We start from the raw sequence: 19,333 nt of genomic DNA on the forward strand, positions 1-19,333 counted from the left end.
CATGAGCCGAGCGTTCAATTTCTCGGCCGGCCCGGCCGTCATGCCTGAGGCCGTGCTGCAGCAGGCCGCATCCGAGATGCTCGATTGGCACGGCTCGGGCATGAGCGTGATGGAGATGAGCCACCGCGGCAAAGAGTTCATCAGCATTTACGAGCAGGCTGAAGCGGACTTGCGCGAGCTGCTGGCCGTGCCCTCCCACTTCAAGATCTTGTTCATGCAAGGCGGCGGTCTGGCTGAAAACGCGATCGTGCCCTTGAACCTGTCGCAAGGCGGTGCCATGGACTTTGTGCTCACAGGCAGCTGGAGCCAAAAGTCGCTCAAAGAAGCGGGCAAATACGGCCAGGCCCGCGTGGCAGCTACGGCCCAAACCGACGGTTTCACGACTCTGCCCGCGCCAGCAACTTGGCAGATCGGTGCGGACAGCCGTTATGTGCACATCTGCAGCAACGAAACCATCCACGGCGTGGAGTTTCACGAATTGCCGAACCTCCAGGCGTTGGGCTGCGATGCGCCGCTGGTGGTGGATTTTTCTTCGCATGTGGCATCACGAGCGGTGGACTGGTCACGCGTGGGCCTGGCCTTTGGCGGCGCACAAAAGAATTTGGGGCCAGCGGGTCTGACCTTGGTTGTCGTTCGCGAAGACCTGATCGGTCAAGCCCTGCCGCATTGCCCCAGCGCCTTTGACTACAAGCTGGTCAATGACAACCAGTCGATGTACAACACGCCGCCCACCTACAGCATTTACATCGCCGGGCTGGTGTTCCAGTGGCTCAAACAGCATGGCGGCATCGCCGCCATGGAGCAACGCAACATCGCCAAGGCCCAGTTGCTGTACGACTTTCTCGACAGCTCCAGCCTGTTCGAAAACCGTGTGGCCCCACACTGCCGCTCGCGCATGAACGTGCCTTTCTTTTTGCGCGACGAATCGCGCAACGAGGCCTTTTTGGCGGGCGCCAAAGCCGCCAATTTGCTGCAACTCAAGGGGCACAAAACGGTCGGCGGCATGCGGGCGAGCATTTACAACGCCATGCCCCTGGAAGGCGTTCAGGCCTTGGTGGCTTACATGCGTGAATTTGAAAAAACACAGGCCTGATCCTGGCCCCACGAAAGACGCACGGACATGAGCCAACAACCCATTCAGTCGGACGCCCTGGGCGCTTTGCGTGTGCAAATTGACGCTCTGGACAAACAACTGCTGAGCCTGCTGAACCAGCGCGCCCATGTGGCCGAACAAGTCGGCGAAATCAAACGGGCCGAAGGTTCACCCTTTTTCCGCCCCGACCGGGTGGCCCAAGTGATCGACAAAATCACCCAAGCCAATCCGGGCCCCCTGAAAAACGAACACATTGCGTCCATTTGGCGCGAAATCATGTCGGCATGTTTGGCGCTGGAAGCCCCCCAGCGGGTGGCAGTGCTCGGACCACAGGGCACATTTTGCGAACAAGCCGCGATCGAGTTTTTTGGCAGTGCCGCCAACCTGATCTACTGCGCCAACTTCGACGAGGTATTCCACGCCACCGCTGCGGGCACCGCCCAATACGGCGTGGTCGGCATGGAAAACTCCACCGAGGGCGTGGTGGCGCGTTCGCTCGATCTGTTCTTGCGCTCGCCCGTGCATGTGGTGGGGGAGGTCAGCTTGCAGGTGCGCTTCAATTTGCTGCGCCAGCTCAATTCCGATGCGGGCATTGAGGTGGTGATGGCCCACCCCCAGGCACTGGCCCAATGCCAGGGCTGGCTGTCCAAACACCTGCCGCACGTAGAGCGCCGAGCGGTCTCCAGCAATGCCGAAGGCGCCCGCTTGGCTGCGTCCAACCCCGCTTGGGCTGCTTTAGCCAGCGAGCGCGCGGCCAGCCAGTTTGGCTTGCACATCGTGCACCACGCCATCCAGGACGAAGCCTTCAACCGCACCCGCTTTGCGGTGATCAGCTTGCCCCAGACCTTGGCCACGCCGCCCGCCTCGGGCAAGGACTGCACCAGCTTGGTGGTGTCGGTGCCCAATCGACCAGGAGCTGTGCACGATTTGTTGGTACCGCTCAAAAACAACGGCGTGTCCATGACGCGTTTCGAATCGCGCCCTGCCAAATCCGGGCAGTGGGAGTATTACTTCTACATCGACCTGCAAGGCCACATCAGCGAACCGCACGTGGCAGCCGCCCTGCAAGAGTTGCAAGGCCTGTGTGCGTTCTACAAGGTGCTGGGTTCTTACCCTGTTCCTGAATGACCCCCGAGTGAGCGCGCAGTGAAATTCCAACGCCTGGCCCTGATTGGCTGCGGCCTGATGGGCGGCTCGTTTGCGCTCGCGCTGCGCCAAGCGGGTCTGGTGCAGCACATCACCGGTTTCAGCGCCTCCGAAAAAACCCGTCAGCGCGCTGTCGATCTGAACGTCATTGACCAAGCCTGCTGCAGTGTGGCCGAGGCCGTGCAAGGCGCAGACCTGGTGCTGTTGGCTGTGCCCGTGGGCGCGATGAACAGCAGCTTTGCCATGATTCGGGATGTGCTTCAGCCCCATGCCTTGCTGATGGATGTGGGCTCGACCAAGTGCGATGTAGTTGCCGCAGCGCAAGCCACCCTGGGTGAACGCCTCGCCTGCTTCGTGCCCGCGCACCCGATTGCAGGCAAAGAAGTTGCGGGCATTGAGCACGCCGAGAGCACGCTCTACCAGGATCGCCGCACCATCCTCACGCCCTTGCCACAAAACAGCATCCGCCAAATACAAACAGCGAGCCAGGTCTGGTCAGCCATCGGCAGCCATGTGAGCCAGATGACCCCCAAGGCGCATGACGCCACCTTTGCGGCTGTCAGCCACCTGCCGCACCTGCTGGCCTTTGCAGCCGTCAATGCGCTCACCGCACAGCCGAATGGCAGTGCGTTTTTGGAGATGGCAGGCCCTGGCTTTCGGGATTTTTCCCGCATCGCCGCCAGTGAATCATCGGTTTGGCGGGACATTTTGAGTGCCAACAAGACGGAAGTGCTCGCGCAAATGACGCACTTTCGTGCTGCACTCGACCAGTTCGAAAACGCCCTGAATTCAAGCGACAACTCGGCACTGCAACAGCTGATTCAACAAGCCAGCGATGTGCGCTCGGCCTGGACGCTGCAAGCGGGCAACGCTTGCAACAAAGCCTCTGAAGACTGACCCATGTTCTCCACCGCCTTTTTAGACATCCCAGCGCTGCAAGGCGCATCCGGCACCGTCACCCTGCCCGGCTCCAAGAGCATCTCCAACCGCGTGCTGCTGCTGTCGGCGCTGTGCCAAGGCACCACCGTGGTCCACGACCTGCTGGACTCGGACGACACCCGCGTGATGTTGGCCGCTCTGCGCCAATTGGGTTGTGGCGTCCAGGTCGATGGCACCACGGTGACCATCACGGGGCTGGGCGGTCGCACATGGCCGGCAGAGGCGATCGAATTTTTCATGGGCAACGCAGGCACGGCCATGCGCCCGCTCACGGCGGCTTTGGCGGTGCAGGGCGGCGACTTCACCCTCAAAGGGGTGCCGCGCATGCACGAACGCCCCATTGGCGACCTGGTGGACGCCCTGCGCGAGCTCGGCTGCACCATCGACTATTTGGGCAACGAAGGCTTTCCGCCTCTTCGCATTGGCAAGCCTGCCTTGCAACTGGACAGGCCCATCCCCGTGCGCGGCGATGTCTCCAGCCAATTCCTCACCGCTTTGCTGATGGCCCTGCCCTTGGCCGCCCAAGACCGCGCCATCACCATCGAGGTGGTGGGTGAACTCATCAGCAAGCCCTACATCGAGATCACGCTCAACCTGCTGGCCCGCTTCGGCATTGCCGTGGAGCGGCAAGGCTGGGAGCGCTTTGTGATTCCTGCGGGCAGCCGTTACCAGTCGCCTGGCAGCATCCATGTCGAAGCCGATGCGTCTTCGGCCAGTTATTTCATCGCACTCGGGGCCATTGCCAAGGGCGACGGCATCCGCATTCAGGGTGTTGGTGCCGATTCCATCCAGGGCGACATCCGTTTCATGGACGCTGCAGCGCAAATGGGCGCCCAGATCACCAGCGGCCCCAACTGGCTCGAGATCCAGCGCGGCGCCTGGCCGCTCAAAGGCATCACGCTCGACTGCAACCACATTCCCGACGCGGCCATGACCTTGGCCGTGATGGCGCTTTACGCCGACGGGCCCACCACGCTGCGCAACATCGCCAGCTGGCGCGTGAAAGAAACCGACCGCATCGTGGCCATGGCCACAGAAAGCCGCAAGCTCGGCGCCACCGTCGAAGAAGGCCCGGACTGGATCACCATTCACCCATTGCGGGCCGGACAATGGCAGCGCGCCAGCGTCCACACCTACGACGACCACCGCGTGGCCATGTGCTTCTCGCTGGCCGCTTTCAACGCCGATCAGCTGCCTGTGCGCATCGAAGACCCCAAGTGCGTCGCCAAGACCTTTCCGGACTACTTTGAAGCCCTGTTCTCGGTAGCGCACACGGCAGTCGCCAACATCCCGGTGATTTGCATCGATGGACCCACGGCCTCGGGCAAAGGCACGCTGGCCAGCCGGGTGGCCAGCCAACTGGGCTACCACTACCTGGACTCGGGCGCGCTCTACCGCGTGACTGCCCATGCGGCTTTGCAAGCGGGGCTGACGCTCGAAGCCACTGACGAAGCGAAGATCGCTGACCTGGCGCGCAGCCTGCCCGTGCGTTTTGAAGGCGAGCAGGTGTTGCTGGACGGCATGGACGTGACCGATGCGATCCGCAGCGAACAAGGTGGCATGAACGCCTCCAAGGTGTCCGTTTTGCCTGCCGTGCGCGAGGCACTGGTGCAACTTCAGCACAGCTTTCAGCGCCTGCCGGGCCTCTTGGCCGATGGCCGAGACATGGGCACGGTGATCTTCCCCGATGCCCCTTTGAAGGTGTTTTTGACCGCCAGCGCTGCCCAACGCGCCGAAAGACGGCATAAGCAATTGATTTTGAAGGGTTTTTCGGCTAATATCGACAGTCTTCGCGCTGACTTGGAAGCGCGCGACGCCCGGGACATGTCCCGCAGCGTCGCGCCTCTGAAGCCCGCACAAGATGCCTTGCAACTGGACAACTCCACTTTGACCATCGAAGCCTCGGTGGAACAAGTGATGGTCTGGTGGCAAAGCCGGCAGGTTTTCGTTTGATCAACGGAAGTTAACCCACCGAAAACGGCCACCCCAGCCCGCCCTGTGCGGGCTGATCTGAAGTTCCACCCGGCTCTTATCGTGCAGCTTGCACACTGGCCAGGTGGTTTTTTAAAACCCAACCGCGGCTCACGCCGCAAACCAATCGCCACTGTCAGCTCCTGGAAACGACGCATGTCGCGCTCGTCAGTCCTGAACTTGTGGATGAGGAAATACCATGTCTGAATCATTTGCCGCCCTGTTCGAAGAATCACTGACGCGCACCGAAATGCGCCCAGGTGAAGTCATCACCGCTGAAGTCGTGCGCATCGAGCACAACTTCGTTGTGGTCAACGCCGGTCTCAAGTCCGAGTCGTATGTACCCCTCGAAGAGTTCAAGAACGACCAAGGTGAAGTCGAAGTCCAGGTCGGCGACTTTGTCTCGGTGGCCATCGGCTCCATCGAAAACGGCTACGGCGACACCATCTTGTCCCGTGACACCGCCAAGCGTTTGGCTTCGTGGATGTCTTTGGAAAAAGCCCTGGAATCGGGCGAGTTCGTCACTGGCGTGACCAGCGGCAAAGTCAAGGGTGGCCTGACCGTGTTGGTCAACGGCATCCGTGCTTTCTTGCCCGGCTCTTTGGTCGACACACGTCCTACCAAAGACCTGTCTCCCTATGAGAACAAGACCCTGGAATTCAAGGTCATCAAGCTCGACCGCAAGCGCAACAACGTCGTGTTGTCACGCCGCGCTGTGGTGGAAGCCTCCATGGGCGAAGAGCGCGCCAAGCTGATGGAAACATTGCGCGAAGGCTCCATCGTTCATGGTGTGGTCAAGAACATCACCGAATACGGTGCGTTCGTGGACTTGGGCGGCATCGACGGCTTGCTGCACATCACCGACATGGCATGGCGCCGTGTCCGTCACCCTTCCGAAGTGGTCACGGCCGGTCAAGAAATCACCGCCAAGATCCTCAAGTTCGACACCGAGAAAAACCGAGTGTCCTTGGGTCTGAAGCAAATGGGCGATGACCCATGGATGGGCGTGAACCGCCGCTACCCACAAAGCACCCGCATGTTCGGCAAGATCACCAACATTGCCGACTACGGCGCGTTTGTCGAACTCGAGCCAGGCATCGAAGGCTTGGTGCACGTGTCCGAGATGGACTGGACCAACAAGAACGTGGCTCCTTCCAAGATCGTTGCTTTGGGTGACGAAGTCGAAGTCATGGTCCTCGAGATCGACGAAGACAAGCGCCGCATCAGCTTGGGCATGAAGCAGTGCCGTGCCAACCCATGGCAAGAGTTTGCTCAAAACACCAAGCGTGGCGACCGCGTCAAGGGCCCGATCAAGTCGATCACCGACTTCGGCGTGTTCGTCGGCTTGGCTGCCGGCATCGACGGCTTGGTGCACTTGTCTGACTTGTCTTGGAACGAAACCGGCGAAAACGCCGTGCGCGAATTCAAGAAAGGTCAAGAAGTTGAGGCTTTGGTCTTGGCTGTGGACGTGGACCGCGAGCGCATCAGCTTGGGCATCAAGCAGCTCGACTCCGATCCTTTCACCACCTTCACCTCGATCAACGACAAAGGCCAGATCGTCACCGGTAAGGTCAAGACTGTGGATGCCAAGGGCGCTGAAATCGACCTGGGCGAAGACATCGTGGGTTACCTGCGTGTCAGCGAAATCTCGCGTGACCGCGTGGAAGACGCCAGCCATGTGCTCAAAGTCGGCGATGAAGTCACTGCAGTCGTGGTGAACGTGGACCGCAAGACCCGCAACATCCAGTTGTCGATCAAGGCCAAGGACCAAGCTGACCAACAAGAAGCCATGGCTTCGTTGTCGCAGCAATCCAAGACCGAGAACGCTGGCACGACCAGCCTGGGCGCCTTGTTGCGTGCCAAGCTCGACAACAACTGATCCTTGTGATCTGAAGACGCTTGCTGTCTGAAAAGCCTGCCCCTGTCATGGGGGCAGGCTTTTTTTGAGGTCCATGCCTGAGCCAGCCACAAGCCACCCCAACAAGTTGACATCATGACCCGCTCCGATCTGGTTGAAGAACTCGCAGCCCGCTTTGCACAGCTGACCCACCGAGACGCCGAACTGGCCGTCAAAACGGTGCTGGACGCCATGAGCGACGCGCTGGTCAAAGGCCACCGCATCGAAATTCGCGGCTTTGGCAGCTTCTCGATCAACCGCCGCCCTCCCCGAGTGGGCCGCAACCCCCGATCTGGCGAAAGCGTGCAGATTCCCGAAAAACGCGTGCCCCATTTCAAGCCGGGCAAAGCCCTGCGTGAAGCTGTGGACGCTGGCGTCAGCAACCCAGCCCCGCCAGCCACCCGAGACTGACACGCCGCTCTGAACACCCCAGAACAAGCCCAGCGAGCCGACAGCCTCACACGCTCTTACAGCGCGGCCCGCCCGTTAGAATGGGCCCAGATTCCGAGGTCTTCCATGAAACGTCTGCTTCGGCTGCTTCAGTGGCTACTGAAAGCTGCCGTCTTTTTCACCCTGTTTGCCTTTGCGCTGAACAACCAGCAAGAAACGCGTGTCAACTTCTTTTTTGGCACGTTTTGGTCTGCGCCCACGGTTTTGGTGGTGCTTTCCGCTTTCAGCCTTGGGGTGGTGGTGGGTGTGCTGGGCATGGTGCCCAGATGGTGGCGACACCGCCAGGCCTTGCGCATGAACCCGGTACCCGAAGCCGAGTCAAAGTCAGCACCAGAGGCCACGCATGGAACTTGATCTGACCTGGATTTTGCTGGGCCTGCCTGCCGCCTTTGCTCTGGGCTGGATCGCATCGCGCCTGGACTTGCGCCAAATGCGCATCGCCAACCGGCAAGCACCACGGGCTTACTTCAAGGGTCTGAATTACCTGCTCAATGAGCAGCAAGACCAGGCGATCGACGCCTTCATCGAAGCCGTTCAAAACGACCCCGACACGTCTGAATTGCACTTTGCACTGGGCAATTTGTTTCGCCGCAGGGGTGAATACGACCGCGCCGTGCGCGTGCACGAGCACTTGCTCTCGCGTGCAGACCTCAGTGGTGCGGACCGTCAGCGCGCCCAACACGGCCTGGCACTCGACTACCTGAAGGCCGGGCTGTTGGACCGCGCTGAAGAAGCCCTGCGCAAACTGGAGGGCACCACCTACGAGGGGCAAGCCCGGCTGGCGCGCCTGGCCATTTACGAGCGATCGCGCGAGTGGCCTGAAGCGGCACGGGTGGCCGGTTTGCTGGAGAAGTCAGGCGAAGCGAACTTCGACATGCGCCTGGCCCATTACCAATGCGAGCAAGCACGTGAGGCCGTTCAACAAGGTGACACCGCCAAGGCCACACAACTGTTGACCGCCGCCATGCAAGCGAGCCCTGAAGCCGCCAGACCGCGCATTTTGCTGGGTCAATTGCAACTGTCCCAAGGGCATGCGGCGCAAGCGTTTGAGACCTTGTCGGTCTTGTTTGAACGCGCAGATGTGGCCGCCCCCTTGGCTGCAGCCAGTTTGGTCAAAGCCGCTCAAGCGGCCAATTTAGGCCATGCCGCCACCCAAGTGCTGCAGGCACATTACGACAAACAGCCCTGCATTGACGTGCTCGATGCCATCTCGGCACTTGCCGCAGACTCGCTGGAAAATTCTGCATCCTCACACCAGCGCTACCTCGATCACTTGAGCCAACATGCCTCCTTGATGGCGGCTACCCGTTGGTTGATCGAAGAAAACAGCGCCGCAAATCCTTTGCCTGTACCGGTTCAGAAAGCACTGGAACAAGCCATTCGACCCTTGGCACGTTACAGATGCGCCGCCTGCGGGTTTGAAGCCAAAGAGCACTTTTGGCATTGCCCGGGCTGCCAGGCCTGGGACAGCTATCCACCCAGACGCATCGAAGAGTTGTGAGCAGAGGACTTGAAACACCTTGTTTCAAGTCCAGCAGCCTGCAGCCTTCCCCGCTCTGCCCTCGACGGCCACAATGGCCTCAGCTGCACAAGGCTGCAGCGCCAGCACAGGCAGAGGTTCAAATGCAGCACAAAATCTCCACAGGCATTGCGTCCATCCTCTTGGCGGGAAGTGCATGGGCACAAGTGGACCTGAACCAGGCCAAGGAAATGGACCTGGACGGCTTGAACGGTGTCGGCCCGGCCATGACTCGGGACATCATGAACGAACGCCAAAAAACACCATTCCGCGATTGGGCAGACGTCATGCAACGCGTCAAAGGCATCGGCCCGAAAAAAGCGGCCAGCCTGTCAGAGCAGGGGTTGCGGGTGCAAGGCCAACCCTATGGGCAAGCCGCAGCCACCCCCTCAAAGAAGCGCTGAGCCTTAGACCGACACATCGGGTGATGGCGCGCCAAAGCCGCCGCCGCCCGGCGTGTGGACCTCAAACACATCCCCCGTTTGCATCTCCACCTGGCCAATGTGCGCCAGCTCCTGCACCGTGCCATCGGCACGAACCACGCGGTTGATGCCGGGCAAGCCGCTGTGGCCGCCCGCCATGCCAAAGGCCGGGTGAACGCGCCCATTGGACAAAATGCCGGCGGTCATGGGCTCCAGAAAGCGCACACGGCGCACCCCGCCATCGCCACCGTGCCAGCGACCCGCGCCACCTGAGCCTTGTCGAATGGCATAGCTGTCCAGACGCACCGGAAAACGGAACTCCAGCACCTCAGGGTCCGTCAGGCGCGAATTGGTCATGTGGGTTTGCACCACCGAGGTGCCGTCAAAACCACCCACCAGTTGGCCCTGCGCGTCAAAGCGGCCGCCCGCACCGCTGCCGCCCGAAATGGTTTCGTAGTACTGCACGCGGGCATTGCCAAAAGTGAAGTTGTTCATGGTCGGCTGGCTGCCCGCCATCACACCCAAAGCGCCAAACAGCGCGTTGGTGATGCAGGTGGAGGTTTCCACATTGCCCGCCACCACCGAGGCCGGTGGGTTGGGGTTGAGCATGGAGCCGGCCGGAATGATGACCCTCAGAGGCTTCAGGCAACCCGCATTCAGCGGGATGTCGTCGTCCACCAGGCTGCGGAACACGTACAGCACGGCCGCCATGCACACCGCCCGTGGGGCGTTGAAGTTGTTGGGCAACTGGGCGCTGGTGCCGGTGAAGTCGATCTCGGCCGTGCGCTCACCCGCATTCACGCGCACCGCCACCTGGATTTGCGCGCCGTTGTCCAGCGGCAAAACGAATTGCCCATCTTTCAGGCGCGTGATGACCCGGCGCACCGACTCTTCGGCGTTGTCCTGCACATGGCGCATATAGGCCTGCACCACGTCCAAACCAAACTGTTCCACCATGCGGCGCAACTCCTGCACCCCTTTTTCGTTGGCCGCAATTTGTGCCTTCAGGTCGGCCATGTTCTGCGCCGGGTTGCGCGAGGGGTATTCACCGCTTTGCAGCAGCGCCACCATCTCGGCCTCGCGCAGATGACCGGCCTCGACCAGTTTGACGTTGTTGATCTGCACGCCTTCTTCTTCGATGCGCGTGGAAAACGGTGGCATGGAACCGGGTGTCAGACCGCCCACATCGGCGTGGTGTCCGCGAGAGCCCACGTAAAACACCGGCTCGGTGTGGCCGTCCAGGTACACCGGGGTGATGACGGTGATGTCGGGCAAATGCGTGCCGCCGTGGTAGGGGTCGTTCAGCACAAACACATCGCCCGGCTGCATGCGGCCCTTGTTTTCCTGAATCACCGTCTGGATGCTTTCGCCCATCGAACCCAAATGCACGGGCATGTGAGGCGCATTGGCGATCAAATGGCCTTCGGCGCTGAACAAGGCACAAGAAAAGTCCAACCGCTCCTTGATGTTGACCGAGTAGGCCGTGTTTTGCAGCTGCAGCCCCATCTGCTCGGCGATGTTCATGAACAGGTTGTTGAACACCTCCAGCAGCACCGGGTCGGCCTGTGTGCCCGCCGCGTGCTGAACGGCGCGCGCCTGCACCCGCACCAGCAGCAGGTGGTCGAGGGCCGTGAGGCGTGCTTGCCAACCCGCCTCCACCACCGTGGTGGCGTTTTTCTCGGCAATGATGGCCGGGCCGTCGACCACATCGCCGGGGCGCATGTCTTCGCGCACCACCAGCGCCGCGTCATGCCACTGGGCCAGGCCTTGCGCGTTGGCGGCATAGACCTTCACCGTGTCGCGGCGCGGCACCTCGCGCTCAGCGTTCAGCGCATGAACAGCTTCTTCGGGCGCATCGCCAGGCAGCACCGCCTCGACCGACACAGCCTCCACCACCAAAGCCTTGCCCTGCATCAAAAAGGCAAAGCGCTGTCGGTAGGCGGCTTCAAACCCGGCCACCAACTGGGCCTGATCGCCCCAAGGCACAACCAGCGCCGAGTCGGTGCCTTCGTAGCGCAGGTGCACACGTTGGCGCAGCTCAATGCGGTCGGCGCTTTCAGCATCCCCACCCATTTGCGCGCGCAAGGCCAGACGGGTGGACTCACCCAAGGCCTTCAAACGTTCGGCCATCAGGGGCATGGCCGCAACCTCCAACTTTTGCTCAACCGATTCCTCGCGCATCACGTTTTGGTCGGCCAGGCCCATGCCATAAGCCGACAGCACCCCCGCCAACGGGTGCACCAGCACCTGCGACATGCCCAGGGCATCGGCCACCAGACACGCATGCTGCCCACCCGCGCCGCCGAAGCACTGCAGGGTGTAGCGCGTCACGTCATAGCCCCGCGCCACCGAGATTTTCTTGATCGCATTGGCCATCTGCTGCACCGCGATCTGGATGAAACCGTGGGCCACGTCTTCTGCGGCCCGCCCTGTTTGCGCGGCCAGTGTTTGGAAGTGGCTGCGCACCACCTCGGCGTCCAGCGGCTGGTTCGCCTGCGGCCCAAACACCGAGGGGAAAAACTTCGGTTGCACCTTGCCCACCATGACGTTGGCGTCGGTCACGGCCAGTGGGCCACCCCGGCGGTAACTGGCCGGGCCGGGGTTGGCCCCGGCACTTTGGGGGCCCACGCGAAAGCGCGCGCCGTCATAGGCCAGCAGCGAGCCGCCGCCTGCCGCCACTGTGTGGATGCTCATCATGGGCGCACGCATGCGCACCCCGGCCACCTGGGTTTCGAACTCGCGCTCGAACTGCCCGGCAAAGTGGGACACATCGGTGGATGTGCCGCCCATGTCAAAGCCAATCACCTTGTCGTGGCCTGCCAACTGGGCCGTGCGGGCCATGCCCACAATGCCGCCGGCGGGGCCACTCAAAATCGCATCTTTGCCGGCGAACACCTGGGCGTCCGTGAGGCCGCCCGATGACTGCATGAACATCAGCTTGACGCCCGGCATCTCGCTGGCCACCTGGTCCACATAGCGGCGCAAGATGGGTGACAAATAGGCATCGACCACCGTGGTGTCGCCGCGGCTGACCAGCTTCATCATCGGACTGGTCTGGTGCGAGGTGCTCACCTGGGTAAAGCCCACTTCAAGGGCCAAGCACGCCGCCGCCGCTTCGTGCGCCGTGTGCCGCCAGCCGTGCATGAACACCACCGCCACCGAGCGCACCCCTTGGGCGTGCCAGTGCATCAATTGGGTGCGCAAATGCGCTTCATCGAGCGGCTGCAAGACTTCACCGTCTACCGCCACGCGTTCTTGCGCCTCGACCACCGCGCTGTAGAGCAACTCGGGCAGCAGGATCTGGCGGTCAAACAAACGCGGACGGTTTTGGTAGGCAATACGCAGCGCGTCGCCAAAGCCTTGCGTGGTCACCAGCAGCGTGGCTTCGCCGTTACGCTCCAGCAATGCGTTGGTGGCCACCGTGGTGCCCATCTTCACGCACTCGACCTGCTCGGGCATGACGGACTCGCCCGCTTGAAGGCCCAGCAAATGGCGGATACCGGCCACCGCCGCATCGCGGTACTGTTCGGGGTTTTCAGACAGCAACTTGTGCGTGACCAGTGAGCCATCGGGCCGCTTGCCCACCACGTCGGTGAAGGTACCGCCCCGGTCGATCCAGAATTGCCAGCGTTGTTGGCCTGAGAGGGTGCTGTTGGAATCGGTCATAGAGCGCTTGAAAAGAAGCTTGAAGAAAGAGAGATCACAAAGAAGCGGCTGCACGCGCCGCTTGGTCGTACATGCCCGAGAGCACACGCAGCAATCGGGCCAGCTCGCCAATGTCGCGGTTCAGCCCGTCGTCGGCTTTGAGCGCATCGATCAAACAACTCTCGCGAATTTCACGGTAGCGCTGCACATAAGCGCGGCCTTCGTCGGTCGCGGCATAGGTCACGTCTTTGCCATTTTTTTGCGACACCACCACGCCCAGGCCTTGCAGCTTTTTCAGGGCGTAATTCACCAAATGCGTGTCTTCGATGTTCATGATGAAACAAATGTCGGCCAGGCGTTTGTCACGCGCACGGTGCGTGACGTGGTGCAGCACCAGCACATCCAAGGGGGTCAAATCCTTCAGACCTGCGGCGGCCATGCAGTGGATGATCCAGCGGTGAAAAGCGTTGCCAGCCACGATCAGGCCGAACTCGAATTCGCTCATCTCGGCGCTGTCTGGGGAAACCAGATGGGCCGAGGACACGATGGGGCTGGCGGCAGAGAGGGTCGGGGAATTTTTGCGCGGCATGGGTTCCATCAGGGCTTGGACAATGAGAAAGTCTATGTCCGATGCCAACAATTTGCCAACAATTTGTTGACGTTAAGGGAAAACACCGATCACGAATTGGCCCGGCCTTGCCTACAGTGGTCACCAGACAGCTGCACCCGATGCGCGCTTGATGCGGGCACCTTTCTTGCGCTGCCCAGTGGACCGTTCATCCCCATCTTTCACAGGAGTTTTCATGCAACGTCGCGCCCTACACCTCAGCCTGCTGGCTGGCCTGCTCGCTGTTTCCGGCTTTGTGTCGGCCCAAACCAAGTGGGACCTGCCCGCCGCTTACCCCGCCACCAACTTCCACTCGGTCAACATGACCCAGTTCGCAGCCGATGTGGACAAGGCCACCGCGGGCAAGCTCAAAATCACCGTGCACGCCAACGCCTCTTTGTTCAAGGCCCCTGAAATCAAGCGTGCTGTGCAAGGCGGTCAGGCCCAATTGGGCGAAATTTTGTTGGTCAACTTCCAAAACGAATGGCAACCCTTTGGTGCAGATGGCCTGCCCTTTTTGGCGGACAGCTACGACGAGTCCATGAAGCTCTACAAAGCCCAAAAGCCACTGCTGGAAAAGAAGCTGGCCGAGCAAGGCATGATGCTTTTGTACTCTGTGGCCTGGCCTCCACAGGGCATCTACAGCAAAAAACCGATCAACAGTGCGGCCGACCTCAAGGGCATCAAGTGGCGCGCTTACAGCCCGACCACCGCCAAAATCGCTGAACTGGTCGGTGCCCAACCCGTGACCGTGCAAGCGGCCGAGTTCTCGCAGGCTTTGGCCACAGGCGTGGTCGAATCGACCATGACCTCCGGTGCCACTGGCGTGGACAGCAAGCTGTACGAACACCTCAAGTACTACTATGACGTGCAAGCCTGGTTGCCCAAAAACGCGGTGATCGCCAACAAAAAAGCCTTTGACGCGCTGGACAAGCCTACCCAAGACGCTTTGCTCAAAGCCGCTGCTGCGGCCGAGACCCGGGGCTGGACCGAATCTCGCAAAGTCAACACCACCACACTGGAAACCCTCAAGGCCAACGGCATGACGGTCGCCCCTCCTTCAGCGCAACTCAAAGCCGACATGAAAAAAGTGGGCGACACCATCATGAAAGAGTGGCTGGAAAAGTCCGGTGCTGAAGGCAAGGCCATCGTCGACGCGTTCAACCGCTGATCGCATGCGTCGATTGCTCAACGCCATTTATGCCAGCACCGCCGCCTTGGCGGCGCTGTGCATGTGCGGCCTGCTCTTCATGGTGCTGCTGTCCATTTTGAGCCGGCAGCTCCATGTCCATGTGCCCGGCACAGATGCCTATGCGGGGTATCTGATGGCCGGTGCGGGCTTTTTGGCGCTGGCCCACACCTTGAAGCGGGGCGAACACATCCGCGTCACCTTGGTGCTGGGCTTGTTCAAGGGCGCAGCACGCCGAGGCTTGGAAGTGTTCAGCCTGTCACTGGCGAGCCTGTTGGCCTGTTTGTTCGCCTTCTACAGCTGCCGCTTGGTGTGGCAATCCATCGAATTCCACGACATCTCGACCGGCAACGACGCCACGCCTTTGTGGATTCCGCAGCTGGCCATGGCTTTGGGCACGGTGATTTTTGCGCTGGCCTTTGTCGATGAGCTGGTGCTGGAAGTTCGCGGGCAACGTGCAGCACCCGACAGCGGCGAGATGCTGCGCAACGAATGAGCCGCCATGAATGACTTGATGATCACAGGACTGTTGGTCCTGACCTTGTTTCTGATTTTGGGCAGTGGCGTGTGGATTGGCCTGACCCTCTCAGGGGTGGCATGGGTGGGCATGCAAATGTTTTCCGCGAGACCCGCCGGGGACGCCATGGCGGTGACCATCTGGGGCTCCGCATCGAGCTGGACGCTCACCGCCCTGCCCCTGTTCATCTGGATGGGGGAAATCTTGTTTCGCACCCGCCTGAGCCAGGACATGTTCAAGGGCTTGGCGCCTTGGATGCAGGCCCTGCCCGGGCGCTTGCTGCACACCAACGTGGTGGGCTGCGCCATTTTTGCCGCGGTCTCCGGCTCGAGCGCGGCCACCTGCGCCACGATTGGCAAGATGACCTTGCCCGAGCTGCAAAAACGCGGCTACCCCGAAGACATGGTCATTGGCACGCTGTCTGGCTCCGGCACCTTGGGCCTCTTGATCCCGCCGTCCATCATCATGATCGTGTACGGCGTGGCGGCCGATGTGTCGATCGCCCAGCTCTTCATCGCCGGGGTCTTGCCTGGCTTGCTCCTGGCGGGGTTGTTTTCTGGTTACATCGTGGTGTGGTCACTGCGCCACCCAGACCAAATCCCGCCGCGGGATGCCCCCATGAGTTTCATGGAGAAGCTCCAGGCGTCCAGCAGCCTGATCCCTGTGGTCTTGCTGATTGCGGCGGTCTTGGGCTCCATTTACACCGGCTTTGCGACGGCCACCGAGGCGGCTGCCGTGGGCGTGTTGGGCGCTTTGGTGCTGTCTGCTTTGCAGGGCTCCATGAGTTGGGCTGTGTTCAAAGACGCCTTGATGGGCGCCACGCGCCTGTACTGCATGATTGCGCTGATTTTGGCGGGCGCTGCGTTTTTGACCTTGTCCATGGGCTACATCGGCCTGCCGCGCCATTTGGCCGAATGGATCGGCAGTCTGGGTCTGAGTCCCTTTGCGCTCATCATGGCTTTGATGGTGTTTTTCGTCATTTTGGGGTGCTTCCTGGACGGCATCTCGATGGTGGTGCTGACCATGGGCGTGCTCATGCCCACGGTGCAAAAAGCGGGCATCGACCCGATCTGGTTTGGCATCTTCATCGTGTTTGTGGTCGAGATGGCGCAGATCACGCCCCCGGTGGGCTTCAACCTGTTTGTGCTGCAAGGCATGACCGGCAAGCAACTGCCCTACATCGCCCGGGTGTCCATGCCGATGTTCTTCCTGATGGTGGGCGCGGTGTTGCTGATTTACTTTGTGCCCGGCATCGTGACCTGGTTGCCAACACAGATGAAACTCTGAGCTGAAAGCCAGCTTCATCCTCTATGATTCAACCCGTCCCCAGAGGACGGGTTGTTCATTTGGGACGATAAGGATTGATGTGTTCAAGAATGTGATGGTTTACCGCATCGGCGAGGGCTTTGCGCCCAGTTTGGCCGATGTGCAGGCGGCGTTGGAGCCGGTCCAATTTGTGGAATGTGGCGCCAGCCAGGACAAGTCGATCGGCTGGGTGCCCCCAAGGGGCGAGGCCCATGGGCCCTTGGTTGAATCGGTGGCCGGGCAATGGATCCTGAAGCTCATGATCGAGTCCAAGGCGGTGCCGGGCAATGTGGTGCGGCGCAAAGCCGACGAGCGCATTGCCGAAATCGAAGCCGCCACCGGACGCAAGCCCGGCAAAAAAGAAAAGCGCGATTTGATGGACGAGGTGCTGCTGTCGCTGCTGCCGCAGGCTTTCGCGCGCCAGTCCACGGTGCTGGTGTGGATGGACCTGGAAAACCGCCGCCTGATGCTCAATGCTGGCAGCCAAGGCAAGGCCGACGAAGTCATGTCCGCGCTGATGCACGTGATGGGTGGCTTGTCGGTCTCATTGATACAGACTGTGACTTCGCCCCAAGCGGCCATGACCCAGTGGCTGCTGGCCCCCACGCCCGACGAGTGGCCGTCGGATTTGACTGTGGAGCGCGAAACCGTGCTCAAGTCCACCGGCGAAGACGCCGCCAGCGTGCGCTTTACGCGGCACCACTTGGCCAACGACGATGTGCGCAAGCACGTCATGGAGGGCAAGCTGCCCACCCAACTGGCGCTCAGCTGGGACGGCCGGGTGGCCTTTGTCTTGACCGAGACGCTGCAGCTGAAAAAAGTGCAGTACCTCGATGGCGTGATGGACGAGTCGGGCACCGACAAGAACGAAGACCGCTTTGACGCCGATGTGGCCTTGTCCACCGGCTTACTGGGGCCGCTGATCGACAGCCTGATGGAAGCACTGGGTGGTGAGATGGAATTGGGTGCCGCTGCGGCCGACCAAACCATTCCCAAGCCCACGCGCACCGTGATCAACTCAACGGTCGCCTCGGGCGCAGCAGCTGGCAGCAACGAAGACCCGCCGTTTTAAGACACGCCCAACACCCGCCAAACACCCGCATAAAGGAGCCACCCCATGCTCACGGTGATCGCGATCTGTCTTGGCGCTTGCGTGGGGGCGCTCTCGCGTTGGCAGTTGGGTTTGTGGCTCAACCCTGCCAGCGTCAGTGCCGGCCTGCTGCCCTGGGGCACCTTGGCCGCCAACCTGATCGGTGGCTACTTGGTGGGTGTGTGCGTGGGCGTGTTCCAGCAACTGCCGGAGTTGGACCCGGTTTGGCGACTGGCACTGGTCACAGGCTTCTTAGGCGCCCTGACCACTTTCTCCAGCTTCTCGGCCGAGGTGGTGGCCATGCTGCAACAAGGCCGCTTTGCGCTGGCGGCAGGTACAGCCAGCTTGCACTTGTTTGGCTCCCTGGCCCTCACGGTGCTGGGGCTCAAAACCGTGGGTCTACTCTGGGCGCGTTGATCGAGCGAGTGGCGCATTTGCAGCGGAAACGGAAATTTGAAAATGGATGATCTAAGGCAGAATCGAAAACATGCTGATTGTTCTAAGTGGTCTTCCTGGAGTTGGCAAAACCACCATCTCTCAAATACTCGCACGCAAGTGTGGTGCCACCTATTTACGGATCGACACCATTGAACAAACCATACCACCCTCATTACGCACCCAAAATGAGCTAAGCACCTTGGGCTATGTTCTTGCCTACGAAATTGCGAGAGTCAACCTTCGCTTAGGAGGCACCGTTGTAGCGGATGCAGTTAACCCACTGGCAGTTACACGCGAGGCTTGGCGTGCTGTTGCTGCAGACTCCAAATCAAACATCATTGAAGTGGAAGTGGTGTGTTCAGACACAAGGGAGCATAGACGGCGTATCGAAAGCCGTAAGGCTGACATTTCGGGTCACATCCTGCCGAATTGGGATGATGTTCAACGATATGAATACGAACCACGGTCAGAGCACCGTGTCATCATTGATTCGTCAAAATTGAGCGCTATTGATGCGGCATCAAAAATTTTCGGTTACCTTGAATTGAGGTGGTAATGGAATGACCGCTTCCAGCGGCGGATTCAACTGGTCGATGCAACACACTAACCACCGCATAGGCGGAAGGAGTGTTGCAAATGAAACAGCGACGAAGAATTTACTACTCTGAGAGCCAGAGAGCGCTGATGTGGGAGCGTTGGAAGCAAGGCTGGACGCTTCATGAGATCGGAAAGCTCTTTGATCGAGCTCACTCATCTATCCATCAAATACTCGCGCAGACAGGCGGAATCCGGCCAGTACCGCGATCACGCTCATCGACTGCATTGACATTGGCCGAGAGAGAGGAAATCTCAAGAGCTCTTGCCACTGGTGAATCGATTCGGTCAATCGCTGCTGGGCTTGGGCGAGCGCCATCGACGATCTGTCGAGAAGTTCAGCGCAATGGCGGACGTGACAACTACCGAGCCAGCCAAGCCGACAAATCTACGTGGGCGCGTGCGCAACGCCCTAAGCGCTGCAAGCTCAGCGAGAACCGCGCATTGGCCCGYATCSYGGYGSCGCTGCGTTTTGAGGCGCAGACCCAATGGCTCAACGCGCTGGAGTTTG

Annotated in this window: 18 protein-coding genes; 16 read left to right on the top strand and 2 right to left on the bottom strand. The window is 60.6% G+C overall.

Going from position 1 to position 19,333, the window contains the following annotated elements:
* Position 1 precedes the first annotated feature (1 nt).
* The 9 genes from serC (at position 2) to LHAB_RS14515 (ending at position 9,419) form a co-directional block, all read left to right on the top strand.
* Complete coding sequence (serC, locus tag LHAB_RS14475) at positions 2–1,093, top strand: 3-phosphoserine/phosphohydroxythreonine transaminase (RefSeq protein WP_090047549.1); 1,092 nt, start codon at positions 2–4, stop codon at positions 1,091–1,093.
* Positions 1,094–1,120: 27 nt separating this feature from the next.
* Positions 1,121–2,221, top strand: a complete 1,101-nt coding sequence (pheA, locus tag LHAB_RS14480) for a prephenate dehydratase (RefSeq protein WP_090047551.1) — start codon at positions 1,121–1,123, stop codon at positions 2,219–2,221.
* An 18-nt stretch (positions 2,222–2,239) separates the two neighbouring features.
* A complete protein-coding gene (locus LHAB_RS14485) occupies positions 2,240–3,136 on the top strand; it encodes a prephenate dehydrogenase (protein ID WP_090047553.1) in 897 nt (298 codons plus the stop codon).
* Between the two features lie 3 nt (positions 3,137–3,139).
* Positions 3,140–5,131, top strand: coding sequence for a bifunctional 3-phosphoshikimate 1-carboxyvinyltransferase/cytidylate kinase (locus tag LHAB_RS14490; protein WP_090047555.1), 1,992 nt, complete (start codon positions 3,140–3,142; stop codon positions 5,129–5,131).
* A 217-nt stretch (positions 5,132–5,348) separates the two neighbouring features.
* On the top strand, positions 5,349–7,028 hold the full coding sequence (gene rpsA, locus LHAB_RS14495; RefSeq protein ID WP_090047556.1) for a 30S ribosomal protein S1: 1,680 nt from the start codon (positions 5,349–5,351) through the stop codon (positions 7,026–7,028).
* Between the two features lie 114 nt (positions 7,029–7,142).
* Complete coding sequence (locus LHAB_RS14500; protein WP_090047558.1) at positions 7,143–7,457, top strand: integration host factor subunit beta; 315 nt, start codon at positions 7,143–7,145, stop codon at positions 7,455–7,457.
* Between the two features lie 105 nt (positions 7,458–7,562).
* Positions 7,563–7,850 carry a lipopolysaccharide assembly protein LapA domain-containing protein gene (locus tag LHAB_RS14505; protein WP_090047560.1) on the top strand — a complete coding sequence of 96 codons (288 nt, stop codon included), beginning with the start codon at positions 7,563–7,565 and terminating at the stop codon, positions 7,848–7,850.
* Complete coding sequence (gene lapB, locus LHAB_RS14510) at positions 7,840–8,997, top strand: lipopolysaccharide assembly protein LapB (protein ID WP_090047562.1); 1,158 nt, start codon at positions 7,840–7,842, stop codon at positions 8,995–8,997. The genes LHAB_RS14505 and lapB overlap by 11 nt, the downstream gene beginning before the upstream one ends.
* Before the next feature lie 122 nt (positions 8,998–9,119).
* Positions 9,120–9,419 carry a ComEA family DNA-binding protein gene (locus LHAB_RS14515; RefSeq protein WP_090047563.1) on the top strand — a complete coding sequence of 100 codons (300 nt, stop codon included), beginning with the start codon at positions 9,120–9,122 and terminating at the stop codon, positions 9,417–9,419.
* A 3-nt stretch (positions 9,420–9,422) separates the two neighbouring features.
* On the opposite strand, the gene LHAB_RS14520 is transcribed toward LHAB_RS14515, so the two are convergent.
* Both LHAB_RS14520 and LHAB_RS14525 read right to left on the bottom strand, forming a co-directional pair.
* Positions 9,423–13,103, bottom strand: a complete 3,681-nt coding sequence (locus LHAB_RS14520) for a hydantoinase B/oxoprolinase family protein (protein WP_090047565.1) — start codon at positions 13,101–13,103, stop codon at positions 9,423–9,425.
* 34 nt (positions 13,104–13,137) lie between these two features.
* A complete protein-coding gene (locus LHAB_RS14525; RefSeq protein WP_194943198.1) occupies positions 13,138–13,680 on the bottom strand; it encodes a winged helix DNA-binding protein in 543 nt (180 codons plus the stop codon).
* A 205-nt stretch (positions 13,681–13,885) separates the two neighbouring features.
* On the opposite strand from LHAB_RS14525, the gene LHAB_RS14530 reads away from it, so the two are divergent.
* The 7 genes from LHAB_RS14530 to LHAB_RS14560 all read left to right on the top strand — a co-directional run.
* Positions 13,886–14,860, top strand: a complete 975-nt coding sequence (locus LHAB_RS14530) for a TRAP transporter substrate-binding protein (protein WP_090047567.1) — start codon at positions 13,886–13,888, stop codon at positions 14,858–14,860.
* 4 nt (positions 14,861–14,864) lie between these two features.
* Positions 14,865–15,374: a TRAP transporter small permease gene (locus LHAB_RS14535; protein ID WP_090047569.1), complete on the top strand. Its 510-nt coding sequence runs from the start codon at positions 14,865–14,867 to the stop codon at positions 15,372–15,374.
* 6 nt (positions 15,375–15,380) lie between these two features.
* A complete protein-coding gene (locus tag LHAB_RS14540) occupies positions 15,381–16,682 on the top strand; it encodes a TRAP transporter large permease (protein ID WP_090047571.1) in 1,302 nt (433 codons plus the stop codon).
* A 79-nt stretch (positions 16,683–16,761) separates the two neighbouring features.
* On the top strand, positions 16,762–17,772 hold the full coding sequence (locus LHAB_RS14545) for a recombination-associated protein RdgC (protein ID WP_255349693.1): 1,011 nt from the start codon (positions 16,762–16,764) through the stop codon (positions 17,770–17,772).
* Between the two features lie 45 nt (positions 17,773–17,817).
* Positions 17,818–18,207, top strand: a complete 390-nt coding sequence (gene crcB / locus LHAB_RS14550) for a fluoride efflux transporter CrcB (RefSeq protein ID WP_090047573.1) — start codon at positions 17,818–17,820, stop codon at positions 18,205–18,207.
* 70 nt (positions 18,208–18,277) lie between these two features.
* The gene (locus tag LHAB_RS14555) at positions 18,278–18,784 is read left to right on the top strand and encodes a P-loop nucleotide/nucleoside kinase family protein (protein ID WP_090047574.1); all 507 of its coding nucleotides are present in this window, start codon (positions 18,278–18,280) and stop codon (positions 18,782–18,784) included.
* Between the two features lie 80 nt (positions 18,785–18,864).
* The coding region (locus LHAB_RS14560; RefSeq protein WP_194943199.1) for a helix-turn-helix domain-containing protein at positions 18,865–19,333 on the top strand (469 nt) is incomplete at its 3' end.

Origin of the sequence: Limnohabitans sp. 2KL-27, assembly GCF_001269345.1 — a bacterium.
GTDB lineage: Bacteria > Pseudomonadota > Gammaproteobacteria > Burkholderiales > Burkholderiaceae_C > Limnohabitans_A.